Here is a 23,994-nt window from a genome sequence, read left to right as displayed (position 1 = left end):
ATTGTACACAAGGAATCAGGTACGCTGTGCCTATGGACCGAGATGCTCAAATCGACTGGCTCATCCAAGAACTGACGAATGTGCGTCGTGCTTTGGATGAAGCCCTTCAAGAAAATGCACGTCTGAAAGAACGTATCTGTGAGCTTGAGCGCAAAGAGAAGAAAGACAGCCACAATAGTGGCTTGCCACCTTCTTCGGATCGCTTTGCGCGTCGTCCTCGCTCTGGACGTGAGCGCAGCGGCAAACGTCCCGGCGGTCAATCTGGGCATCAAGGCCAGACGTTACTGCAACGACACGACCCCGATCAGATCGTGGTTCACCGTCCAACGCACTGTACACATTGCGCCTTTGATCTACGCTTGGCGCCTGCTTCCCGCACCACTCGCCGACATGTGCTTGACCTGCCTTCTCAACCATTACAGGTGACTGAGCATCAGATCCAGCAGGTCGTCTGCCCTGGGTGTGGTGCGCTTTGCCAGGCTCATTTTCCAACGGGGGTCAGTGCCCCCGTGCAATATGGCCCCTCATTGCAAGCCTTGGCCGTGTATCTGAGCCACGTCCAACTGTTGCCTTATGCCCGTGTGAGCCAGGTTCTTGAAGATCTTTTTGACCATCGCCTTTCCGTTGCCACCATCGAGGGCTTTGTCATCCGTGCTCATCGGCGTCTTGAACCCGTTGAAGCAGCCCTCAAAGAAGCTCTTGTCACCCAGGAGGTCGTCCATCAAGATGAGACGGGCCTCTATGTCCAAGGCAAACGCCACTGGGTTCATGTGGTCTCAACGCCTCAACTCACCCATTATGCTCACCATCCCAAGCGGGGACGAGAAGCCCTTGAGGCCATTGGCATCGCTGCACGTTTGCAAGGGCTGAGCATGCACGATGGATGGAGCAGCTACTGGACCTACGGCAAGGGCCATGCCCTTTGCAATGTGCATCATCTGCGAGAATTGACCTTCTTCGCTGAAGAAGAGCATCACCTGTGGGCCAGTGAGATGAAAGTGCTGCTGCTGTTGATGCGAGAACTCGTTGCTCAAGCCAAAGCCCAAGGATGGAAGGCTTTTCCTGAGCACATGCAGACCATTCTCATTGAGCACTATCAGCAGATTCTTGAGCAAGGCTATCAATCAGTTCCCGCCCCACCTCTCGCACGGCCAGGAAAACGAGGCAAGCCCAAGCAACATCCTGCGCGTAACCTCTTAGATCGGCTGCATACCCATGCTGATGCCGTGTTGGCCTTCATGCGTGATTTCCGCGTGCCTTTTGACAACAATTTGGCCGAGCGTGATCTCCGCATGCTCAAGGTCCAACAAAAAATCTCCGGCTGTTTCCGCTCTGTCCACGGAGCTGATGCCTTTTGCCGCGTACGAAGTTATGCTTCCACCATGCGCAAACAGGGTCACCACCTGCTTTCTGCTCTGCAAACGGTGCTCGCTGGGTCTCCTCTCTTTCCTTCCTTTTCATGAACCTGAATAGTTACGATCTCCCCTTTCTATCGCAAAAAAGAGAAAAGTTTAACAACTTAATAATAACTATGCCCATTTTAGGTAGGTAAATACCATAATAAAAGCTTTTTGTCCCAAATGTGGAGGATTTACGAGCACCTTTTATTTTCCTTTTGACTAGATTACATAAAGACATTGATCTCTTATGAGGCTATAACTATGTGAGTTGGGTTTGCTCTGCTACTTTTTGGGCGAGTTAGTATAGAAATAAAGAAACACATGGACACTTTTGCGTCCATGTGCTGAATAATTCCCTTGGTATTTTTTGCTTTTCTCTCTTGTGGAGTACACAAAGGAACACGCAATGGCTTCACCCAAAGGAACAGGCATAACGCGCCGAGATTTTGTGAAGGGCGCAGGTGCCCTTGCGCTCGCGACGACAGCTCTGGATAGTAGCATGTTTACTGGTAATGCGGCCCCCTTTACAGCAAGAGCACAAAGCCGAAGTATAGGGCAGGGAATAAATATCTTACTTATTCATGGTGCGTTTGTAGATGCGTCAAGTTGGAACAGGGTGATTGGTATTTTGCAACCTCAGGGCTTCCATATCCTGGCAGCGCAAAACCCCAACACATCCTTTGAGAATGATGTTCAAGCAACCCGTGCGGCTCTACAATCGCTCAAGGGACCTACTGTAGTAGTTGGTCACTCTTATGCTGGTGCTGTAATAAGCAATGTTCCAACCGATGCGACGCATGTCAAAGGTCTGGTCTATATCGCAGCCTATGCGACAGGCGAAGGGGAGAGCCAGAATACCATTAGCGCGAAGTTTGCGCCCCCTCCACTGAGCAAACATATCGTTTCTTCGTATTTCAAAGGCTACATCCAGATTGATCCCCCCGCGTTCTGGGACGTGTTTATTCAAGACGCTCCAAAGGCGGAGGCACAGATCTTCGCCGCCGCGCAGAAACCAATTGAGCCGTCATGTTTCGCGGGAGTCACCAAATCACCTGCCTGGAAAAAATTCCCCTCCTGGTATCTCGTTTCGCGAAACGATCATGCCATCAATCCAGACGCGGAGCGCTATATGGCAAAACGAATAGGCGCCCATACGAGGGAGATTAACTCCAGTCATGCCTCCCCCATTACGCATCCGCGAGATGTTGTGGATATCATCATCGCAGCCGCACAGGGAAAGAGCTAACCCGTCCTTAGTTAAGCAGAGAATACATGCACAAGAATCATATGCAGGCACAGCTCTTCATCCTGGGATGAAGAGCTGTGCCTGCATATGTATGGGCTGGTTATACTACATACATACATTCACCTGATATGTATCCGCTAGATCCATAATGTGGTTGCTTTTGAAATCTTGCAAAGGGCCTGGGTTATGGTAGAGAAAATTACACCTCCATTTACAGAATCGACCGCGCAGGCAAAGGTAAAAATGGCAGAGGATGCCTGGAATACACGCGACCCAGAGATAGTCGTAAAGGGATACACCAAGGATTCCAATTGGCGCAACCGGACGGAATTTTTTACGGGGCATGATGAGATTAAGGCGTTCCTGCGGAGGAAGTGGGAGAAAGAGAAGGAATACCATCTCATGAAGGAACTCTGGTGCTACACAGGTAACCGTATATCGGTTCGCTTTGAGTATGAATGGTTTGACGCAGAGACAGGGCAATGGATGCGTACCCATGGAAATGAGCACTGGGAGTTTGATGATGAGGGCCTGATGCGCAGGCGCGATATGAGCGCCAACGACTACCCAATTCAAGAGTCGGAACGGAGATATCGATAGCAACATTGAGATCAAGGCGGCTTTCTTCAATATCCGTGTACATACATTCACCAACAATACCATAGGCGACACTCGGATAATGTTACTTCTTGTACATCAGCGAACGATCACATCTCGACTGCGCGCAGTCGAGATGTCCCTACGGTATGTGGCATATGCAAGCAGCTTTTCGAGGAGGTCGTCAGCGACTCTCATTGCTTGCCACAATACTATTCAATCTCCTGACCCTATTTCATTCAGGATTTCCTGGTGTAGAAAATAGAAAGTGATAGCTACTATTTCCGTATATGGCCTGATAGATAGTTTCTGCTGGAGGCCATACAAGAAGCCTATCGAGAGCGCAGACACATGCGGGTCGCGATAAAGGCTAGCCGTGGCTTGCTGCTGAGTCAAGATACTTTTTGCGGAGGTTCCAGACCAGCCTTTATGCTTCCCTAGTAAAGGAAGATATTGAGCATATGAAACGATTAATTGTGGGTATGAGTGGCGCGAGTGGGGCAATTATTGGTATTCGTCTCCTCGAAACGCTACATGACTTGCACATAGAGACCCACTTGATTCTTACCAAATGGGCCGAAGCCACCATTAAGCTTGAAACCTGGCAGAACGCAAAAGACCTGACCTGTCTTGCGACAACGGTTCATAGTGTCTCAAATCAGGCAGCCACTATTTCGAGTGGCTCGTTCGTAGCGGATGGCATGATTATCGTTCCCTGTAGCATGAAGACATTGGCGCATATACGGCATGGATTGGCTGATGATCTGCTCTGTCGCGCTGCCGATGTGACATTAAAGGAAAAACGCAAATTGGTTCTGGTCACACGTGAAATGCCTCTGAGCGAGATCCACCTGGAGAACATGCTAGCCCTGGCACGCATGGGAGCCGTGATCCTTCCGCCCATGCTCACCTTCTATAACCATCCCCAGACACTTGATGACATGATTAACCATGTTGTGGCCCGCACACTCGATCAATTTGGGTTCTGCGCCGATTTCGCGCAACGCTGGGAAGGTGTCAAACACTCGCCAAGCTCACAACAGCAAAAGGAGACGCAGATTGGCATATAAAGACTTCCGGGCGTTTTTGCAACGCTTACGAGATGAAGGTCAACTCTTACATATTAAGCAGCAGGTTCGGCTAGAGCCCGACTTAGGGTCGGCAGGGCGCGCCGTCACACGTTTGGGAGCGAATGCCCCTGCTCTCTTCTTCGATAACATCTATGGCTATAAGCAAGGCAAAGCCATAGCAATGAATATCATCGGTTCCTGGGCCAATCATGCCTTGATGCTTAACATGCCCAAACATACACCCATCAAGGAACAGTTCTTCGAATTTGTGCGGCGCTGGGAGCAATTTCCCGTTCCCGTGAAACGGATGGATAACGCGCCTTTCTATGAGCATGAAGTAAGCAAGAATATTAATCTTTTTGAGATGTTCCCCTTCTTTCGCTTGAACGACTATGACGGTGGTTTCTATATCGATAAAGCCTGCATTATCTCAAAAGATCTTGATGATCCTGACTCCTTTGGGAAACAGAATGTAGGCATCTATCGTGCCCAGGTCAAAGGCAAAAATCATCTTGGTATTCAGCCAGTTCCGATGCATGATATTGGCATACACCTGCGCAAAGCAGAGGAGCGTAATGAAAACCTGCCTATTGCCCTCGCGATTGGCTGCGAGCCAGTTATTACCACTATCGCAGGCTCACCACTCTTATATGACCAATCCGAGTATGAGATGGCTGGCGCAATTCAGGGTGAAGCCTACCCTATTGTGCGTGGGAAACGTACCGGACTTGATCTGCCCTGGGGAGCAGAGATTGTGATCGAGGGCGAGGTTATTGCTCGCAAACGCGAACCAGAGGGACCTTTTGGCGAATTTACAGGCAGTTACTCTGGCGGTCGCAATATGCCTATCATCGAGGTGCACGCCGTATATCATCGCGAGAACCCCATATTAGAGGATCTTTATCTTGGTACTCCCTGGACTGAGATTGACTATATGCTGGCTCTCAATACGTGTGTGCCACTTTATCAACAATTGAAAGATGCCTTCCCCGAGATCATTGCGGTCAATGCAATGTATACCCATGGGCTGCTTGCCATCATTTCCACCAGGACACGCTATGGTGGCTTTGCCAAAGCTGTTGGGCTGCGTGCGATGACAACACCTCACGGTCTGGGCTACTGCAAAATCGTTATTGTTGTCGATGAAGATGTTGATCCCTTCGATCTCAACCAGGTTATGTGGGCCCTCTCGACCCGCTTCGCACCGAGCAAAGATCTGGTCCTCATTCCCAATGCCTCTATACTGCCGCTTGATCCAAGCGCGGAACCTGCTGGAATTACGCATAAAATGGTTCTTGATGCGACGATTCCAGTTGACCCGGACATTCGTGGTGAATTCGCACAACCGCTCACGCCACCAGCCGCCACAGATCAGTGGGAGAAGATCCTTCGCGATCTGCTTCAGAAAAACACAGAAAGGTGTAATTTGCCCCATGAAAACCTGCCCCCGTTGTGACGCTGAAGGCTGTAGTGTCGTTGCGCAATCACCGGTTGAAAGTTGCTGGGAAATCTATAGTTGCCCTCGGTGCTTTTTTACCTGGCGTACAACAGAATCACCAACAATTACGGATGGTTCGCGCTACAATCAAAAGTTCAAATTAACGGTAGAGAAGCTTCACCACTTCCATGATGTGCCTGCTATCCCGCCTTTACGCAAGCTCTGAAAGCCACGCCTGATTAAAACAACCGATAGTCACCACAGGGTCCATTCGATCCTTCTATGACCAGATGCACCGCTCCGGGTTTGCTTCAAGTGAAATGGGAGTTACCTGGGAGGCGAACGGCCCGGACTGAGTCCGGGCCGTCAATCAACCCCATTTGATTCTAGATGCTGCGACTTCATCGGCAACTCACATTTCTCATTGCCCTTCATCGTATAAGACAGAGAGCATAGCAAATGCGGCTTCGCTTTTTTCGCAGCGTCTTGCACTGGCTCGTGGATTGCTATACAGGCTCTTTGTGCAGAGCAGAGACATCCAGTGCGCTATATGCGGTGTGACCACTCAACGCCAGAGTCAGGTCGAGATCGGCAATAAAGTTTTGCAAGACCTCCTCCACACCCTGCTCACCAGCAAGCGCCAGGCCCCAGAGGTAGGGGCGTCCCAATAGCACGGCCTTGGCCCCTAGCGCAATGGCTTTGAAGGCGTCTGCGGCCTTGCGAATACCACTATCAAAGAGGAGAGGGACCTGTCCTTTCACTGCCTCAACGATATCTGGTAAGGCATCTATCGCGGCTCTCTCACCATTCACCTGACGACCTCCGTGGTTCGACACAATAATGCCATCGATGCCAGCCTCAACGGCCTGGCGAGCATCATCTGGATGCATGATGCCTTTGAGCAGGATGGGAAGCTTGGTATGTTGACGCAAGAAAGGAATATCGGCCCAGGTGAGGCTGGGATTCCCAAAGATCTCCATATAAAGCTGAATCGCGGCATGGCGATCCTTTTCTGGTGGCTGTTTCAGTGACCGGCGAAAAACGGGATCAGTCAGGTAATTGACCAGACCATCGTACAAAGGAAATGGCATATACGCATTCTGTATATCATCTACACGCCAACCAAGGTAGTAGGTATCAAGCGTTACAACAATGGCTGTATAGCCAGCCCGCTCAGCTCGTCGCAGCAAACTCGCGTTGAAATCGGGATCTTTACTCCAGTACAATTGAAACCAGCGAGGCGTATCCCCAAGCGTCTTCGCAAGATCCTCAAGCGTGATATATGCGGCGGTACTTGGAATCATGGGAACTCCAAGCTTTGCGGCCGCTCGAGCGACCGCACCTTCGCCATCGGGATGCACAATCTTCTGAACCCCAATCGGAGCGAGTAAAAACGGCACAGGAAGCGTTTGCCCAAACAGCTGTACACTCAAATCACGCTGAGCGACATTTCGTAGAATTCGTGGCACAATACTCCAATGGCGAAACGCGGCAATATTCGCTTCCATTGTCTCATCCATGCCCGAAAGATACCCCCAGGCATCAGGAGACATGCGCTCTTTGGCCTGCAACTCAAGTAATTTAGATGAAGCTGGCACCAGTGGCCGCCTTCCGTTAAAACCATCAGTGTAGACTTGGCGCTGCCGCACGTTGCCGAATTGATGAGGTATAGTAGCAACAGTCTGAGTCGTTGTTCTCGTCGCCATCTCATTTCTCCGTCTATTCTTCTTCAAGAGCGGTACGCAATATCTTTTCTACTCTCTACTATCACAGAGCCATTATAGAAGTGAGGAGGAAATTCTCATGGCCTCAATCTATAGAGGGCAGATAGGTCGCGCAGGCTGAAGCGCGGCTCCTACATATGCAAAAGAAGAATGCAAAGCCATATACAGGGGAGGCAAGCACGTCGCGTAGGTTGGGTTCCCATAACGTCTCCCTCCCTCATCGTCCTTTCTGGTTCCATTCATTTCACTACCATCTTCCTCTATCAACTTGTGCTTGTGCCTAAGCGCATACTAGAGCAAGTATAGAGAGCGGATGGCTAATACACATTATCGGTCGAGCTTATGACATTATCACGACCATAATGATGAAAGCCCTAATGTAAGCCACGCATGTGAAAGCTTCGGGTTTGATAGTCGTAGATAGCAGCAAGCGAACTAGTAGTCCCGGTCGAAAGGAGTCAGGAAAGCAATGGGGAGTCAACCCACTCTCTCCTCCAAATGGGCAACAAGACGTGCTGAGAAAGCGCGGCGGATGGCCCGCGTTACCCCTCTTCTCCAGGGGTGTCTTCTGCCTACTGAGCGCATAGTTGAGGCACTTGAAGCATTACTCGTTCCCGGAGACCGAGTGGCATTGGAAGGGGATAATCAAAAACAGGCTGACTTTCTCTCGCGAAACCTGGCACAACTAAATCCACAGAAAATCCATGATCTGCATATGGTGATTTCGAGTATCAGCCGACCAGAGCATTGTGATCTGTTCGATCGGGGAATCGCGCGTAAAGTGAATTTCTCTTACGCGGGCGCGCAGAGCTTGCGTGTGGCCCAACTCGTTGAGGATGGAAAACTAGAGATTGGTGCCATCCACACCTATATTGAGCTCTATTCGCGCATGCTGGTTGATCTCTCGCCACAGATCGCACTCATCTGCGCTGAGAAAGGTGATGCGCAGGGAAACCTTTATACAGGTTTCAGTACCGAAGATACCCCAACCATTGTTGAGGCTACAGCTTTTCACGATGGGATTGTGATAGCGCAAGTCAATGAGATTACTGACAAGCTTCCTCGCGTTGATATCCCTGGCTCATGGATCGATATAGTTGTTCAGTCAGATAGACCCTTCTTTCTTGAGGCCCTCTTTACACGCGACCCACGCTCTATCAGTGAGATTCAGATCTTGATGGCAATGATGGTCATTCGCGGCATCTACGAACATCACCACGTCACCTCGCTCAATCATGGTATTGGCTTTGATACCGCAGCCATCGAACTCCTACTTCCTACCTATGGAGAGTCCCTTGGCCTGCGTGGCAATATCTGCCAGCATTGGATACTCAATCCACATCCCACACTCATCCCGGCTATCGAAAGTGGCTGGGTGAAGAGTATCCATAGCTTTGGGGGCGAACCAGGAATGGAAGCCTATACAGCCGCTCGGCCAGATATCTACTTTAATGGAGCCGACGGCAGCATGCGTTCTAATCGTGTCCTGGCGCAACTGGCTGGCCTGTACGCTACTGACCTCTTTATCGGCTCAACATTGCAGATGGATGGCAACGGCAACTCCTCTACTGTCACAAACGGACGCCTGGCTGGCTTTGGGGGCGCTCCTAACATGGGCAGTGATCCCCATGGGCGCAGGCACAGTAGCCCTGCCTGGTCAAGCCTGCTCCAGGGAGAGAGTCCTATTATGCGTGGACGCAAACTTGTGGTGCAAATGGTAGAGACCTTTCACAAAGGTGGTGTGCCAACCTTCGTCGAATCCCTGGACGCCATTCAGGTTGGGGAAGATGCCCATTTGCCTATTGCGCCAGTGATGATCTATGGTGACGATGTGAGCCATGTCGTCACTGAAGAAGGGATCGCCTATCTCTATAAAGCGCAGAGTAGCAATGAGCGACGTGCTGCGCTCGCAGCCATCGCAGGCGTCAGTCCAATAGGTATAGCAAGTGATCCGAAAGAAGTTGAGCGTTTGCGTCATGATGGATTAGTGGCCTTTCCGGAAGATCTGGGTGTTCGCTTAACCGATGCCAGACGTACACTCCTGGCGGCCAAAAGCATTGAAGAACTGGTTGATTGGTCAGGTGGGCTCTATCACCCACCTGACCAATTCAGGAGTTGGTGAAGCATGCAGTTCCAATCGATTAATGCAAGTTCAGCACTCACCCCTTCTCACACTGGTCTGACACTAACAGAGCGACGATCATTACCAGATGAAAACAAATCGCCTCAGAGAGAGAGCAAACGAGCAGAATGGCTCGCCAGTATGGCAGTGACAGCATTGCGCGAAGAAGCCCTCCTCACACCCAAGCCTGCGCTTGTGGATCGTCGAGGCTCTGGCGCGCATGTAGATTTGACCTTACCTCTCATGCTTGCCTCCGCGTCTACGCTGCATACAACATTTGTCGCGATGGCCCGTGCTGCCCACCAACAGCGACCGTCTCGCAGGTTACGTGAGCATCTAGCAGCACTAGGACGCGCTGGTGAGCAGGCAATGTTGACAACAACGTGCGGTGTGAATACGCACCGGGGAGCTATTTGGGCGCTAGGTTTACTGGTCGCTGCTGCCGCATTCAGCGACCCCGGAACTCCAGCACACATCCTGGCTGAGCGTGCTGGGAAGGTCGCGCGCTATCCTGACCGCTCCGCCCCATATGAGGTATCTCATGGCTTGCTGGTCCAACAGCGCCATGGCATCTCAGGGGCGCGCGAGGAGGCACAGAGGAATTTTCCCCATGTCATCAACGAGGCGCTTCCAATGCTTGCGGCTTCACGCGCATATGGTCTCACAGAGACACACGCCCGCCTGAATACCTTGATTGTACTCATTGCGCACCTTTCTGATACCTGCATCTTGTATCGTGGCGGTCCCAGAGCATTGCAGGTCGCCCAAAGCGGCGCGCGGGGCATCTTAGTGCGGGGTGGAACCTCAACGCCCCGGGGATGGGAAACACTTTGTGAGCTTGATCGCAAGCTCCTCACGTACCATGTTTCGCCTGGGGGCAGCGCGGATCTTCTGGCAGCCACGCTCTTCCTTACGTTTCTTGAGCAGGAAAGCCGGAGCGCCTGGGCTCACTTTTGAGCAACATCATTCGGATGGGGAGCACAGGTAGTACATAGGAAGTGGGTGTCAGACATAACAAAAGGAACAAGATCCCTATGGAGAAAATGACCTTTGAGTATCAGGCTTCTCACACTGTCAAACATCGTGCCCATGTCGGCGTGGTTGGTTCTGGCGACTTAGAAGTCTTACTTGAGCCCTCTGAGGACCACTCCGCACATGTGACGATTCGGACGAGCGTTGATGGTTTTCAAGCAACCTGGAAGGCCGTCCTGGATCGTTTCTTTCAACGCTATCAGCAGGCAGCAAACATTGAGATTAATGACTCAGGAGCGACACCTGGAGTGGTAATGCTCCGTCTAGCGCAAGCAGTTGAGGAGAGCCAGGCATGACAACACCACCACAGGGGCAGGCCCAGGCTCAGAGGCCAACAGCAACCAGCTTTATTGAACTGCGTGCCCGTTCACGGGCACAAGCATTACTGGATCAGGGCACTTTTCACGAATTACTTGGCCCCTTTGAGCGCCTTGAATCCCCCTGGTTAGAGATGCAAGACATAATCCCCGAGTCTGATGATGGGGTAATTGTCGCCCGTGGTCGCCTGGCTGGAGAGGAGGCTGTTATTCTGGCAATTGAAGGGGCATTTCAGGGAGGCGCCATTGGGGAAGTCGCAGGTGAAAAATTTATAAGTTCGCTGGAACTCGCCAAGCAGGATTGCGAACGCGGCACACCAGTACGTCCGGTGCTCCTGCTAGAGACAGGCGGCGTTCGACTCCAGGAAGGGCTGTTAGGAGAGGCCGCCATGGCGAGAATTCATGCCAATATTGTCGCGCTACGAGCACACGTTCCTGTCGTGGGCATCATTTCGGGCATGATTGGCTGCTTTGGTGGCATGTCAATCACGGCTGGCCTGTGTAGCTATCTGATCTCTACGCGCGAAGGGCGGCTTGGATTAAACGGTCCAGCAGTGGTTGAAGAGGAGGCTGGTATAGCTGAATTTGATAGCCACGATCCACCCCTGATCTGGAGTATCATGGGAGGAACGCAACGTGAGGGCAGCGGATTTGTGGATCTCCTCGTAGATGATGATATCGAAGTCATCCGACAGGCCCTACTCGCCGTTTTCGCCCGAGGGAAACCAGGTCATTACCGCAGCGCGCAGGTCCAGGCATATCGCTCACTCCTAGCCACTTTTGACCTTACCAATCAGCTCGACCCGGAAGTAGCACATGTGCTACTTAAAAGTGGGAGGGAAGTATGACTCAGACCCCACAACCATTCGATACCACACCCAGCAGAGGACACACCTGGTTCAACGCACTAGTCGGGCATGCCCCAACAGTGCCAGGCCTACCAGCCTCGCTTCTGGTAGCGGATACGATGCTAGAGCAAGAGCATGTTCGGGTTCTTTCCGTCGTCCCAGACCCACAAAACCGCTTCCCCAGAGCACAGCATGGAGAACTGGGTATTGATGAAGGCTGGGGACTCGCAAGCGCGGTGCGAGAAGTAATCGATGCAGACCAGAAAGGGCATCGACGGGCAATTATCGCGGTAGTCGATGTTCCCAGCCAAGCATACGGACGCAGGGAAGAAGTCCTCGGCATTCATCTTGCCCTGGCCGCAGCCATCGATGCCTACGTCATCGCCCGCCTAGCAGGGCATCCAATCGTCACCCTCGTCGTCGGAAAGGCGATCTCGGGAGGATTTCTTGCTCATGGCGCTCAGGCCAATCGCGTTCTCGCGCTTGACGATCCCAAGATCATGATCCAGGCAATGGCAAAAGAAGAGGCCGCACGCATTACCATGCGAAGCGTCAATGAACTTACGAAGCTTGCAGAGACAGTCATACCAATGTCCTTTGATGTAAAGGCCTGTATGCAATTAGGGATCGTTCAGAAAGCGCTTACAGGCATAAATGCTGACGCGCCAACAACACAAGAGATAGACCAGGTCAAACAAGAACTCCTCACAGCAATTACCGAAATACGCTCAGGCTCACGCGACCTCCCTGATTGGAGCTCATCTCAAGAGGTGCGAGAACATCGCACGGCAACACTGCGTGTGCGCGAGCAGATGGAGGCACAATGGCACGTTCAATAGACCTTCGACATTGGGCCGACCCACACGATCTACTAGTTTTACATGATACACGGCTATTGCTTTATTCAACCACGAGTCCGCCGCCCTGGGTAACATTGGCGCTACAGCGTGCGCCAATGGTTGTAGTTCGCCGCGCGCCCGCTAGTGGTGATCTACTTCCAGTAGGTATCCGAGGACCGAGCCGTAGCCAACGTTGCGCGGCCTATCTTCGTATCATGAGCCAGGGGATAAGAAGGATTCCCCCCGAACAACTGGTTACCACCCAGGACCGGATGCGAAATCAGCGATGGAGGCTGATCAAGGCCATTCAAGCGCTGTCGGAATTAGCGCCGTGGCTCCAGGCAACCGAGCTGTGTTGGGGGCCAACGGGCAGCGTAGGATTTGAGCTTGCCAGTGGTGTACCTACAGCCACAACTAGCAGTGATCTCGACCTGCTTGTTCGTGCACCACAGCCGCTTTCCTGGGAAATGGCGAAAGCATTGCACGCGCATCTGGCAAAGGTATCGGTACACACTGATGTACAAATCGAAACACCCTGCGGAGCGTTTGCGCTCGCCGAATATGTTCAACGATGGCCAGGCAGCCAGGCATCAATCCTTTTACGAACCACAAATGGCCTCAAACTTGTACGCAATCCCTGGGAAAGCACCTCCCACATGTATTGCCCTAAAGACACTTATCAGGCCAGAGCAGGCCTATGAGTGTGGCCTTTCTCTTTCCTGGTCAGGGGGCACAATATCCAGGAATGCTGCATACGCTCCCCAATCACGCAGCTATCGCGGCGACCTTGAAAGAGGCAAGCGAGGTGCTTGGGCAGGACGCCCTTGATCTTGATAGCGAAGACGCGCTTGGGTCAACAGTCAGCGTTCAGTTAGCGCTGTTGATCGCAGGCACGGCTCAGGCACGTGCCCTGCAAGCCAGCGGTGCCGCGCCCGATATGGTAGCAGGGCTCTCCGTTGGCACCTTCACTGCGGCCACAATTGCTGAATCGCTCAGTTTGCGTGACGCATTACTAATCGTGCGCCAACGCGGGATATTGATGAAGCAAGCGGCTCCGCCCGACTCAGGACTTGGTGCCATTGTTGGACTCAATGAGCGGCAGGTCCAGACCCTGATTGCGCCTGTGAACACTTCCCAGACACCTGTATTTCTCGCCAATATCAACGCGCCACGCCAGATGATCATTGCCGGATCTCGCCAGGGACTGGAAATAGTTCTCCAGCTGGCCCGTAAAATGGGGGCTCGCAAGGCGGCATATCTGAATGTCAGTGTTCCATCTCATTGCCCTTTGATGGACCCAGTAACAGATCATTTGACGCAAGCGCTTGCCAATATCCACCTTCAGACTCCACGCATCCTCTATATTGGCAATCGCTACGCACGAGTACTATGGACCGCCGAAGATGTGCGTATTGAACTCTCAACCAATGCTGCTTGCCCTGTCCGCTGGTACGACCTCACCACCAATATGTACGAACGTGGCGCCAGGCTTTTCATCGAACTTCCTCCCGGTCACGTGCTCACCGAACTTGCGGCAGTCGCCTTTCCCCAGGCCCGCGCGCTCGCCGCTTCTATAACCCGAGAGTCTGATATCACTCTTCTTACCCAACGAGTGCATGATAACACCAGATAGGCAAGAGGAGCGTCTCTGAATGGGCTCTTCGTCTGCCTGCTCATCGAAGCAGTCGGGGTACGAGCCACAGGCGTCGGTCTCAGCGGGATCGGCGTACTGATGGTCTACATGTTCCGACTACGGGAGCGAGCGGCTGTCAGGCGAAACAAGCAGTCCTAAGGGCGTCTCACATGCCCCCCCGATGGGCTACCAACCAGGTAGCTCGCGGGGGGTGATGTTTGTAACGGAGCCAAACAAATCGCAAACAGGAAAAGGGATACCTTCAGGGCATTATAGAGAGGAAACACGCGTCAGGGTGCTTCTCTCCTTCAAGGCAGAAGGTTCCCTGGCGCGTCTGGGGTCATTACATTCTCTTACCAGGTCACAGGTAAGTGAGCTGGTCCTGTAGTAGCGCTATCCTCAGGCCGCCAGGGAACCTCCGAGGGTGGAACAGCTAAGCGAATTGTTGGCAGGCGCTTAAGAAGCGTACTCCAGAGGACACGTAGTTCCATCCGGGCAATCTGCTGGCCCAGGCAGGCATGAATTCCTCGTCCAAAGGTAATCATCGGATTGGGATCGCGCTCAAAGTCGATCTCGCTGGCATGAGGAAAAACCTCAGGATCACGATTGCCACCTCTGGAATCGAGGAGCAGCACATCGCCCTTCTTGATTGGGCAACCACTGAGTTCCAGATCGTCGCGCGCGATGCGCGCGCGCCCTGCCGTGCCCAACGGCGTCATGCGTAAAATCTCCTCGATGGCTTTTGCCAGATACTCTGGATCATCGAGGCGCTCACGTAGATGTGCCAGCAATTCGGGACGCTGGAGCAGGATGAAGGCTGAATTGGTAAATGTCGTGCTCACCGTCTCAAAGCCCGCAATGATCAGCCCTGTCGCGAAACTCAGCATTTCTTCCTGAGTCAATGCCTCATCACCCAGTTCCTGGGCCTTCACCAGCGTACCCAATACATTATTGCGAGGTTGCTTACGCTCCTGCTCAATCAAAGGGAGCATATATTGCGCCATCTTCTGCCATTGGGCACTGGCTTCTTCTGGGAGCGTCTCGACAGAGAAGAGAACACGTGCCCATTGGCGAAATTGGGGTTCATCCTCACTCGGCACCCCCAGGAGTTCGCAGATGACAGTCATTGGAGTCTTGATCGCATAGTCCTCAAAGAGATCCGCCGGAGGGCCAGAACGTTCCATAGCATCCACTAGCTCGTTGGTCACTTCCTCCACACGTAGAGCTAGCTCGTTGGAAGCCTTCACAGTAAACCACTGCGTGACTAGACGGCGAATCTTGTTATGCCGGGCATCTGAGACAGTGAACAGCGAAGCCCTTTCGGTTCCCATACCAGGACCTCTCCCACGCCCTCGTCGAGGGATCTCCCCATCTGAAAATTGAACCGTCCCAATACGCGGATCAGTAAACGCTTTGACAATATCAGCATGCCGTGTTAGGAGGACAGCTTCACCCCCAACGGGCATACGCACACGCGCCACGGGGCATTCCGCCTGCAATTGGGTATAGATGGTTGGGTCCTCTACCTCCAGGCTATGTTCTGCCAGCGGGAAGGGATACGCGAGCACTTCCTCCTGCACCGTTGGCTGAACATGGTCACGGTTATTGTGTTGCGTCATGGATAACTGTTCCTTTCATTCTCCTTCTGGCTGCTTCCCTGCATCACAGAGAGGTCAGACTACAGATCTCCAGGGTCTTCTTCAATAATCAGTTCCTCTGTCTCATCCTCATTTTCAACTTGAAATACCTGGGCTGGACAGAGATCGACCGCCTGCATAATCCGCGCTCGTAACGTAAGTGGAGGATGGTTATCCACAACTTGCACCGTACCATCCTCATCGCGCTGATCGAACACCTGTGGGCATGTCAGAACACAGGTGCCACTGGCAATACATTTCTGAGTTTGAGCAATCACACGCATGGTATGCTCCTTTCTTCTCTCGAACGAGATCCACTGCTCCTTGTTCCTAGAGTACGCAGCCTCTAAAAATGGCAGAGACTAATGTACAAGCATGCCCCACAAGAGTTGGAAGAGGGGCTGCTCTAGCTCTTCAAGCGGAGACTGGTTTTCCAGGAGATCGATAGCGCTCGTAAAAGCCCCGAGAATAGTGGTTGCGACTAGGTCACGATGGAGGCCTTGCCGAAAGACACCGAGCTGGATGCCTCTCTCAAGAACCCATCGTGGGGGATCAAGTACCAGTGTATACAAGGCCTCCCGTTGCGCTGAATCAAAGAGCTTCTTCAACCGTCGATCACGCATAGCTGAGAAGAGGGGCTGATATTGCTGGTAGACATGGAGTTGCACCGACACCAGTGCCTGAAGTGCAGCGTGAGGATCGTCCGCATGGGGTTCGATGGCCTGGAGAATCTGGACCTGGGCATCTTTCACGGTCTGCGCCACCATTGCTCGGACCAACTCTTCCCGACTTCCAAAATGGCGATAGAACGTGCCGACACCAAGACCAGAACGAGAAATGACCTCATTGACTTCCAGATCCAACCCCGCTTCCACGAATACCGTCTGGGCAGCGGCCAGTAGCCGCGCCCGATTGGTCTGGGCATCAGTCCGCTTGCGCACTCCTGCATCATCGTTCATATTCGTCTCCTCATCTTGAGACCAGCCAAAGGAAAAATGAAGCTCTTTCTGGAGCGGTTTCTCGCGTATGGAAGCGGAATAGGTATTCCGCTTCCATAGAGAGCATACCCCGAAAAATAGCTGTTGTCAACAGATGCTTGAGATGATCAAACAGGTGATGTTTGTCTTCTCATACTTCCATCTGAGGCGCGCTTCTCTTCCGTGCTAAACCATGGTGTCGGACGGATCCCACCGCTTAGTGCTGGTAAGAATCGCCTGTAAACTTTGTTCTAGGATGAAGGCTTGCGTACAATTAAGAGCGCTGATTGCGCTCCATCCTCATGGACATGCAAAATCGTTTGCTGTTCTTCCGGCGTACAGCCAATTAACACCTTAATTTCGGAATCACGCTTCTCCAGATCGACATTCACAATGACTGCTGTGACCTGTGTATCCGGCATCGTCCCTCGCCAGATGTCGATTCCAGAACCATCATTGGAGAGAGTCCCTTGCAAGTATCCATAATCAAACGGATATATGAAATCAGAATAGCGTGGATGAGGAGTATCCCTCGCGCGATCAATGACAATCTTGCTTTCTGCAACAAGAGTGTCAAGGGATCGCCAGAATGCTGCCGATGACATACTATTTTCTCCCCCAAACAACATGAAGACACATAAGCCAGAATGCACCATCACTGACCAGCGGATATGTGTTTATTAACAAGTACAAGCGGATCCCCCACTATGAGAGGCCGTATCAAATAGGCATTGAGAACGATCAGGCAGCAGCGGTCACACGATACTTGCGTTTATCAGCAATCAACATCCAGAGCGATACAATCAGAAGCGCGACTCCAACTAGCATGATGGGCCCACCCAATAGCCAGCGATTATCATAATAATCGTCAGGGTGATCCTGATGTTCCTGTGTCTCATAGGACGTCAATTTGCCGCTGTTATCACGCAAAACAAGATAGGTCATGCTATAACCACAACCCTTATTCCCCTCGAAAGTAATATCCTTACACGAATCACTCCGATAGGTCATTTCGTCTAGATACGCACTATGTTCAAAATTCACAAACTGCTTGAAATCGCCTGTATTTACAAGATAAAAATGAGGGCTTGGGCAATCTACGCAGCGAATATAATAGCGGCTCTCCTCTGGCACAAGAGTAATATTATAGAGCCCTTGTGGAGCATGAGCATATGACACAGAATGCGATTGCAGACCCCACACGATACCCGCAATCGCAATGAGCAAGCTACCAATAATGCGTCCAGTATATGTGGTAATAAAGAGCGCGAAGACACGGACAAGACCATAACCGCCCCTTGCGGTCCCTCTGGGGCCCATAATGATTGTCATTGCATATGTCCTTATACGATAAACCATCAATCAGATAGCAGAGCCTACTCAGCAAGCAGCCTCTACAATCTCCGCAATAATATTAACGCAAATAGCCCTATCAAGTCACTTTTTAGTCATATATTTTTCCTACGCACAAATAATCACACTGCGAATTTCATATGAGTCCCTGATCCATTGCATTCTTAGATGACTGAACGGATGGTTCCGCCATCGACGCGGATGGTTGCGCCACTCACATAATCAGCAAAAGGGCTTGCCAGATAGGCGACCGCTGCGGCAATCTCCTCCGGTCTTCCCAGGCGACCAACATCATTGGGGACAAGATCCCGGGCCGCACCATACTCTATCTCTTCCCATGTTTCGCCCCAACCATTAGCAGGCGCTAGACGCGTAAGCAAATCCTGGACTTCGCCGACGAGAATCGCGCCCGGTGCGACCACATTTGACGTGATGCCAGTATCCTTGAGTTCGCGGGCGAGAGATACAGCAAGGTTATGGCGAGCAGCCAATGTGGCGCTGTAGTGTGGCTGGACGGCCATTGGCTGCATTGATAATCCGCCGCCAATATGGATGACTCGGCCCCAATGGCGTTCACGCATCTGGGGCAGTAAGCGCTGAATCATACGCACCCCAGAAAGCACATTGGTGTTATAGATCTGGGCCCAGAGTGCCGTCGTTGCCTCTGCCCATGATAGATGATCATAGACACCAGCATTATTAACCAGGATATCAATGGGGCCCTCAGACAGAGCAGTGGATACAACGATATCAGCTCCCTCATCTGTGCTCAGATCACCTATCGCACTCTCAGCCTGCCCACCATCAGCGCGAATCATCGCAGCGACATCATTCACCCGTTTTTCATTGCGACCATGCACCACGACGGTGGCGCCTTCCTTCGCGAGCATTCTAACTATAGCTTCACCCAAACCAGAGCTCGATCCTGTAACCAAAGCCCTCTTTCCCAAGAGATGTAATTCCATATTACTATCACTCTTTCATGTGTTTCTGCGAAATTGCCATGAGGTACCCAAAGAAGAGGCATAGGCTCCCTAGAACAATTCCAGCGAAATCGGTTGTGTCATGTACAAATTACACATAATCCATGCCAGAAACACTCTTAGCTTCACCCTGTATTTTTAAGCATGTTCATCCGTTGGCACAAATGTCTTGACGACTTTATACATACCCGGCTCAAACTTGGCGATAGTGAGCGCTTCTTGAAGATACGGTAGAGGGGTCAGGTCCTTACGCATCGCTTCATAATCCTCAACGCTACACCATTGGGCATACATCGTAACCTTTGTTCCGTCGACGCTTCGATGGAGGGTCGACGAAATAAAGCCAGGTGCATGACGTACAGAAACATTTGTAACTTGAGTGAGTAAATCAACAAGCCGTTGCTGGTTTACGGAGTCAACGATGAAGACATTAATAAATACCACCATGTCGTTATTTCCAGATTGTTGAGTCATAGGTTCTCTCCTTGATTGTTACCTTGTATTGGGAGCGATCTCGCTTTATTTATCGAAGTCAGTGGACAGGCTGAGTTCCAACCAGCGCTCTGTCTCAAAGAATGATTATTTCAACTTGTTTCATGGAGTATTCTAGCTCTGAGGAATTATCGTAACGAGGAGTGAAGTTATCATAGGCGTAAAAACAACAGGCTAGAATTTTCTGTCGCAAGAGATGAGGCGCGAACTGGCTTCAGACTTGCGTTTTCATTATGTGTCTCGTATATTACAAGCGCTGGAGGGGTTATTCCTCCGCAAAAGGAGTGCCGGGAAGCCTGGTCGGCCATCGGCGCTCCTTTTGCATACATATGGATGCGTCGGTGCTGGTACACAAACGAAACAAGATGAGAACAGAAGTCGAAAGGACGACGCAATGAATATTCCCTCAATCGAGGGCTATCTAGTACTCTTTCTGGCAATTGCCCTGGTAACCATAGTGGCCACACGCCGGATTGCAGTCCCCTATACGCTTGGATTAGTGATCGTTGGGTTGGGTCTGAGCATATTTGGCTTTCTCCCAGATGTCCACCTGACTCCGCCACTGGTATTATTTGTCTTTTTACCCGCCCTGCTCTTTGAAGGAGCCTGGTCTATCCGCTGGCATCTGGTCCGAGCCCATTGGCGCACAATTTTTTTCCTGGCGGGCCCCGGACTCCTCCTCTCTCTCGGCATCATCGCGAGTATCTTGCATGTCCTCGATGGGCTTGACTGGGGCACAGCCTTCTTACTCGCGGCGATTCTCTCACCTACCGACCCGGTTGCGGTCCTCAGCCTCTTCCGCCAGCTTCACATCGATGAAAGGCTCGCGACGATCATTGAAGGTGAAAGCCTCTTCAATGATGGCGTGGCTGGCTCGCTCTACCAAACCTTTCTCGCGGTCGTCCTACTAGCCCAGCAAGGTCATGCATCCGGTGGACTCCAAGCCTGGACAGAAGGGATAGGAACCTTTTTGCTTGAGGCTGGCGGAGCAATTGTGCTCGGTCTTCTTGTGGGCTGGCTCATGAGTCTTATCGTCAAACAAATCGATGAACCACTCATGGAAATGACCCTCACCCTCATTACCGCCTATGGGGTATATCTAGTAGCTGATCGATTTCACCTTTCCGCCATCGTTGCGGTGATTGTGGCAGCTCTGGTATTGGGCAACTATGGGCGCCGGATGGGCATGTCAGAACAATCTCAGGTTGCGGTCGATCAATTCTGGAGTATATTGGCATTCATTGCGAACGCCTTGATTTTTTTGTTGGTAGGGGTTCAACTCAATCCCCTGGCTCTACCCCTGGCTCCAGGCGGGGAGATTACGACCCTGCTGATTGCGGTCTTTGCAGTGAGTGTTGTGCTGGTAGCTCGACTAGCTCTGGTACTGGTATTGGCTGCTCGTTCGATGCTGATGCTCTCATCCCGTCTCCGGGGAATGGGTCCCAGCCAACGAATTCCTCGCTCATGGCAATTGGTCATCTTTTGGAGCGGGCTGCGAGGAGCTCTCTCCCTGGCGCTGGTCCTGGCACTCCCATCTGAGATTCCACATCGCTCCGTCTTAGTGATTTCTACCTATGCCGTGGTCTTCTTTACCTTGCTCATTCAAGGCATTACTCTGCGCTGGCTTCTCAAACGCTTTCCATCGTTACAGGCTCCCCCGCCAGATGAGGGTGAAAACCCTCCATCTGATAAACAAATCGCGGAGAAATCTATATAGTATCTGACACAGTTACAGCGATAGCAGCAGCAATCCATGCTGCTGCTATCGCTGTAACTGTGCAGCCTGGTCATCCTCCCCAAAGCAGTTGACAAAGATGGATTGAGGGGGTATCATTCTTTCAATGAAAGAAAATTTCATTCATTGAAAACAGCGGCAGAACACGTCAGGAAAATATCTCTGAGGCATCGTAGAGGAGCGAGCTCCGGGCTTCAGATACGTATGTCCTGATATTCGCCTGTCCTCCTACTTGGTATTCTTGTCTGAAAGGGAAACACATATGCAGCAAAATGCTACCAAATCAGCCGAACAAGTCAAAAAATCCCTGCGAGCCAGGGGCATTGGGTACGATACCGGATTCAGTGTCGATGGCGTCACCCGCCGACCATTCGATCCAGAGCTTGTCCGGCGCGAATTGCAGATCATACATGATGATCTGCACTGCACCGCGATACGCCTGTTCGGCGACGAACTGGACCAACTCGAGTTCGCCGCGCAACATGCCGCTGATCTGGGCCTGGAGGTCTGGTTCTCGCCATTCACCTACCAATATAGCCCCGAAGCTATGCTCAACCTGCTCGCAGATGCCGCCAAACGAGCCGAGCGGATTCGCCACCGAGGAGCAGAGGTTGTATTTGTTACTGGCGCCGAACTGAGCCTATTCAACAGTGGGTTTCTACCCGGTGGCAGCCTTGAGGAGCGCGTCGACAATCTCATGCAACGGAAGCCGGAAACACTCCAGATGCTAGCCGGACTCCCCGCCCGCATCAATGCTTTTCTCGCAAAAGCTGTCGCGACAGTCCGCGAGTGGTTCGGCGGCAAAGTCACCTATGCCTCGATCCCTTTTGAGGGCATTGATTGGACGCCGTTTGATTTTATCTCAGTCGATGCGCACCGCTCGAAGGAAGTGGCCCACATCTACCAGCAAGGCATCCGTACGCTCGTTTCGCAGGGCAAACCAGTTGCGATCACCGAGTTCGGTTGTACCACCCACCGAGGAGCAGCCGACTCCGGCGCTCGGGGCGGCGCAGAGATGATCGAATATGAAGGGTCCACCCCGGTCCGACTCAAGGGCGACTACATCCGCAACGAACAGGAGCAGGCCACCTATCTGCGAGAGCTACTGGACATTTTTACCGCCGAGGGAGTCGACTCCGCCTTCGCATGTACCTTTGTCTGCTACGGTTGGCCACACCGGAGCAATCCACGTGAAGATCTGGATATGGCAAGTTGGGGCGTGGTCAAAGTCCTGGAGGACCACTTTGGCGACACCTACCCTGATATGCCTTGGGAACCCAAGGCAGCATTCAGAGCACTTGCTGACTTCTACAAAGATTAATCAAAGGAGCTATGTATGCCTCTCCAATTTGGCCTCTCACTGCCACAAGGCTGGACAATGGAACTGGCGAGCAGGAAAGATCCTGTTGAAGCGTATGAAACAATGACACAGGTTGCCCAGGTCGCCGAGGAGGTTGGTTTTACCTCTCTGTGGTTGGTTGACCATTTTCAGACCTTTCCCAGGCCATCCCAGGAAGTGACCTTTGAGTGCTGGACCTCAGCCTCGGCCATTGCACGCGATACGCACCGGATTCGCATTGGGCAAATGGTTACCTGCAATAGCTACCGCAATCCCGCACTCCTGGCGAAAATGGCCAGTACCGTCGATGTGCTCTCACACGGACGACTGAACTTTGGGATTGGTGCGGGTGGGCTCGAGAATGAGTATTACGCCTATGGCTACGAATATCCGGAGACCCCGAGCGCCTGCGCCAGTTGCGCGAGGCAGTACAGGTGATCCTTGCCATGTGGACGCAAGAAGAGGCGGTCTTCGAGGGAAACTACTATCAGGTGCGCGGTGCCATCAATCAGCCGAAAAGCGTACAAAAGCCGCATATACCCCTGTTAATTGGCGGAGGCGGAGAGCAAATCACACTCAAGCTGGTTGCTCAGTATGGCAACGCCTGCAATGTCAGCGGTTCTCTGGAAACTATTCAGCGCAAGCTTGATGCGTTGAAAAAACACTGTGAAACCGTAGGGCGCGATTATGAGCAGATTCACCGCACCGTGACGCTCTCCTGTATGATTGGTGAGACCGATGAGCAAGCGGAAGCAAAGATTCCCACTAACCTGCCTGGTAGAGCCGCCATTTTAGCAAGCTCCCTGGTTGGAAGCCCGGATACATTGCGCAAACGCCTGGCGAAGTTGGAGGAGATCGGAGTTCAGGAGGTCATCCTCCGCTTCCCTGATGTCCTGAATCTGGATATGCTGCGCTTCTTTGCCAGGGAATTAATTGTGTAGGCGCTTGACCACAACAAGAGGTGTTATAAAGGCCACGGAAAGGGTCAAAACAAGTTTCTTGAAGAGTGGACAAGTCTCCCTTTCTGTTGACATCTGTTGCTCTTGCGTTCTTCCCTCGTTTCTGCTAGAATTGCTCCTCGTACGGTGAGTGACACCGGAATGTACGCCTGTGGAGATCCTGTAAGACCTGGTACATCCAGGCAGGTTGTTCGTTGAAGCAGGAACCGAACGCCAGATAGGGCTTGTCCGTATTTGGGTCAGTTTCGGATAA

The 23,994-nt window shown here is 52.0% G+C and carries 23 protein-coding genes and 1 pseudogene; 16 read left to right on the top strand and 8 right to left on the bottom strand.

What is annotated here, in order from left to right; all coding sequences use genetic code 11:
- The first annotated feature begins 32 nt into the window (after positions 1–32).
- The 6 genes from tnpC to K3T82_RS49550 all read left to right on the top strand — a co-directional run bounded on the left by tnpC (position 33) and on the right by K3T82_RS49550 (position 5,977).
- Entirely contained in the window at positions 33–1,463 is a 1,431-nt protein-coding gene (gene tnpC, locus K3T82_RS44820) for an IS66 family transposase (protein WP_236031670.1), read from the top strand.
- Positions 1,464–1,806: 343 nt separating this feature from the next.
- Entirely contained in the window at positions 1,807–2,646 is an 840-nt protein-coding gene (locus K3T82_RS44815) for an alpha/beta fold hydrolase (RefSeq protein ID WP_220199948.1), read from the top strand.
- A 186-nt stretch (positions 2,647–2,832) separates the two neighbouring features.
- Entirely contained in the window at positions 2,833–3,246 is a 414-nt protein-coding gene (locus tag K3T82_RS44810; RefSeq protein WP_220199947.1) for a nuclear transport factor 2 family protein, read from the top strand.
- A 458-nt stretch (positions 3,247–3,704) separates the two neighbouring features.
- Positions 3,705–4,313 (top strand): UbiX family flavin prenyltransferase, encoded by a 609-nt coding sequence (locus K3T82_RS44805; RefSeq protein ID WP_220199946.1) that lies wholly within the window; start codon positions 3,705–3,707, stop codon positions 4,311–4,313.
- Complete coding sequence (locus K3T82_RS44800; protein WP_220199945.1) at positions 4,303–5,769, top strand: non-oxidative hydroxyarylic acid decarboxylases subunit C; 1,467 nt, start codon at positions 4,303–4,305, stop codon at positions 5,767–5,769. The genes K3T82_RS44805 and K3T82_RS44800 overlap by 11 nt, the downstream gene beginning before the upstream one ends.
- Complete coding sequence (locus K3T82_RS49550) at positions 5,747–5,977, top strand: non-oxidative hydroxyarylic acid decarboxylases subunit D (RefSeq protein WP_268886746.1); 231 nt, start codon at positions 5,747–5,749, stop codon at positions 5,975–5,977. The genes K3T82_RS44800 and K3T82_RS49550 overlap by 23 nt, the downstream gene beginning before the upstream one ends.
- A gap of 280 nt (positions 5,978–6,257) precedes the next feature.
- Here the strand turns inward: K3T82_RS49550 and K3T82_RS44795 are convergent, their stop codons facing one another.
- A complete protein-coding gene (locus K3T82_RS44795) occupies positions 6,258–7,457 on the bottom strand; it encodes a lactate 2-monooxygenase (protein ID WP_220199944.1) in 1,200 nt (399 codons plus the stop codon).
- 487 nt (positions 7,458–7,944) lie between these two features.
- On the opposite strand from K3T82_RS44795, the gene mdcA reads away from it, so the two are divergent.
- The 7 genes from mdcA (at position 7,945) to mdcH (ending at position 14,266) form a co-directional block, all read left to right on the top strand.
- Entirely contained in the window at positions 7,945–9,597 is a 1,653-nt protein-coding gene (mdcA, locus tag K3T82_RS44790; protein WP_220199943.1) for a malonate decarboxylase subunit alpha, read from the top strand.
- A 3-nt stretch (positions 9,598–9,600) separates the two neighbouring features.
- Positions 9,601–10,554 carry a triphosphoribosyl-dephospho-CoA synthase gene (locus tag K3T82_RS44785; protein ID WP_220199942.1) on the top strand — a complete coding sequence of 318 codons (954 nt, stop codon included), beginning with the start codon at positions 9,601–9,603 and terminating at the stop codon, positions 10,552–10,554.
- Positions 10,555–10,631: 77 nt separating this feature from the next.
- Complete coding sequence (locus tag K3T82_RS44780; protein WP_220199941.1) at positions 10,632–10,925, top strand: malonate decarboxylase subunit delta; 294 nt, start codon at positions 10,632–10,634, stop codon at positions 10,923–10,925.
- Entirely contained in the window at positions 10,922–11,794 is an 873-nt protein-coding gene (locus K3T82_RS44775) for a biotin-independent malonate decarboxylase subunit beta (protein WP_220199940.1), read from the top strand. Before K3T82_RS44780 ends, K3T82_RS44775 begins: the two co-directional genes overlap by 4 nt.
- Positions 11,791–12,633, top strand: coding sequence for a biotin-independent malonate decarboxylase subunit gamma (mdcE, locus tag K3T82_RS44770; RefSeq protein ID WP_220199939.1), 843 nt, complete (start codon positions 11,791–11,793; stop codon positions 12,631–12,633). The genes K3T82_RS44775 and mdcE overlap by 4 nt, the downstream gene beginning before the upstream one ends.
- Positions 12,618–13,334: a malonate decarboxylase holo-ACP synthase gene (locus K3T82_RS44765; RefSeq protein ID WP_220199938.1), complete on the top strand. Its 717-nt coding sequence runs from the start codon at positions 12,618–12,620 to the stop codon at positions 13,332–13,334. Before mdcE ends, K3T82_RS44765 begins: the two co-directional genes overlap by 16 nt.
- Complete coding sequence (gene mdcH, locus K3T82_RS44760; protein WP_220199937.1) at positions 13,331–14,266, top strand: malonate decarboxylase subunit epsilon; 936 nt, start codon at positions 13,331–13,333, stop codon at positions 14,264–14,266. The genes K3T82_RS44765 and mdcH overlap by 4 nt, the downstream gene beginning before the upstream one ends.
- 353 nt (positions 14,267–14,619) lie before the next feature.
- On the opposite strand, the gene K3T82_RS44755 is transcribed toward mdcH, so the two are convergent.
- The 7 genes from K3T82_RS44755 to K3T82_RS44725 all read right to left on the bottom strand — a co-directional run bounded on the left by K3T82_RS44755 (position 14,620) and on the right by K3T82_RS44725 (position 19,690).
- Positions 14,620–15,885, bottom strand: a complete 1,266-nt coding sequence (locus K3T82_RS44755; RefSeq protein WP_220199936.1) for a cytochrome P450 — start codon at positions 15,883–15,885, stop codon at positions 14,620–14,622.
- A gap of 59 nt (positions 15,886–15,944) precedes the next feature.
- The gene (locus K3T82_RS44750) at positions 15,945–16,187 is read right to left on the bottom strand and encodes a ferredoxin (RefSeq protein ID WP_220199935.1); all 243 of its coding nucleotides are present in this window, start codon (positions 16,185–16,187) and stop codon (positions 15,945–15,947) included.
- Positions 16,188–16,265: 78 nt separating this feature from the next.
- Positions 16,266–16,862, bottom strand: coding sequence for a TetR/AcrR family transcriptional regulator (locus K3T82_RS44745; RefSeq protein ID WP_220199934.1), 597 nt, complete (start codon positions 16,860–16,862; stop codon positions 16,266–16,268).
- 269 nt (positions 16,863–17,131) lie between these two features.
- Positions 17,132–17,485 (bottom strand): inorganic diphosphatase, encoded by a 354-nt coding sequence (locus tag K3T82_RS44740; protein ID WP_220199933.1) that lies wholly within the window; start codon positions 17,483–17,485, stop codon positions 17,132–17,134.
- Between the two features lie 136 nt (positions 17,486–17,621).
- Positions 17,622–18,212: a hypothetical protein gene (locus K3T82_RS44735; protein ID WP_220199932.1), complete on the bottom strand. Its 591-nt coding sequence runs from the start codon at positions 18,210–18,212 to the stop codon at positions 17,622–17,624.
- A 185-nt stretch (positions 18,213–18,397) separates the two neighbouring features.
- Entirely contained in the window at positions 18,398–19,198 is an 801-nt protein-coding gene (locus tag K3T82_RS44730; RefSeq protein ID WP_220199931.1) for an SDR family NAD(P)-dependent oxidoreductase, read from the bottom strand.
- Positions 19,199–19,354: 156 nt separating this feature from the next.
- Positions 19,355–19,690 (bottom strand): antibiotic biosynthesis monooxygenase family protein, encoded by a 336-nt coding sequence (locus K3T82_RS44725; RefSeq protein WP_220199930.1) that lies wholly within the window; start codon positions 19,688–19,690, stop codon positions 19,355–19,357.
- Positions 19,691–20,102: 412 nt separating this feature from the next.
- Here K3T82_RS44725 and K3T82_RS44720 point away from each other — a divergent pair, with 412 nt between their 5' ends.
- The 3 genes and pseudogenes from K3T82_RS44720 to K3T82_RS44710 all read left to right on the top strand — a co-directional run bounded on the left by K3T82_RS44720 (position 20,103) and on the right by K3T82_RS44710 (position 23,723).
- On the top strand, positions 20,103–21,425 hold the full coding sequence (locus K3T82_RS44720) for a cation:proton antiporter (RefSeq protein WP_220199929.1): 1,323 nt from the start codon (positions 20,103–20,105) through the stop codon (positions 21,423–21,425).
- Between the two features lie 325 nt (positions 21,426–21,750).
- Positions 21,751–22,764, top strand: a complete 1,014-nt coding sequence (locus K3T82_RS44715; RefSeq protein ID WP_420799422.1) for a hypothetical protein — start codon at positions 21,751–21,753, stop codon at positions 22,762–22,764.
- A gap of 15 nt (positions 22,765–22,779) precedes the next feature.
- Positions 22,780–23,723, top strand: a pseudogene (locus tag K3T82_RS44710) (LLM class F420-dependent oxidoreductase).
- Positions 23,724–23,994 lie beyond the last annotated feature (271 nt).

Source organism: Ktedonospora formicarum, from assembly GCF_016587355.1.
Classification (GTDB): domain Bacteria; phylum Chloroflexota; class Ktedonobacteria; order Ktedonobacterales; family Ktedonobacteraceae; genus Ktedonobacter; species Ktedonobacter formicarum.
The sequence above is the reverse complement of the archived record's forward strand: the minus strand, read 5'-3'. Positions and strand labels throughout refer to the sequence as shown.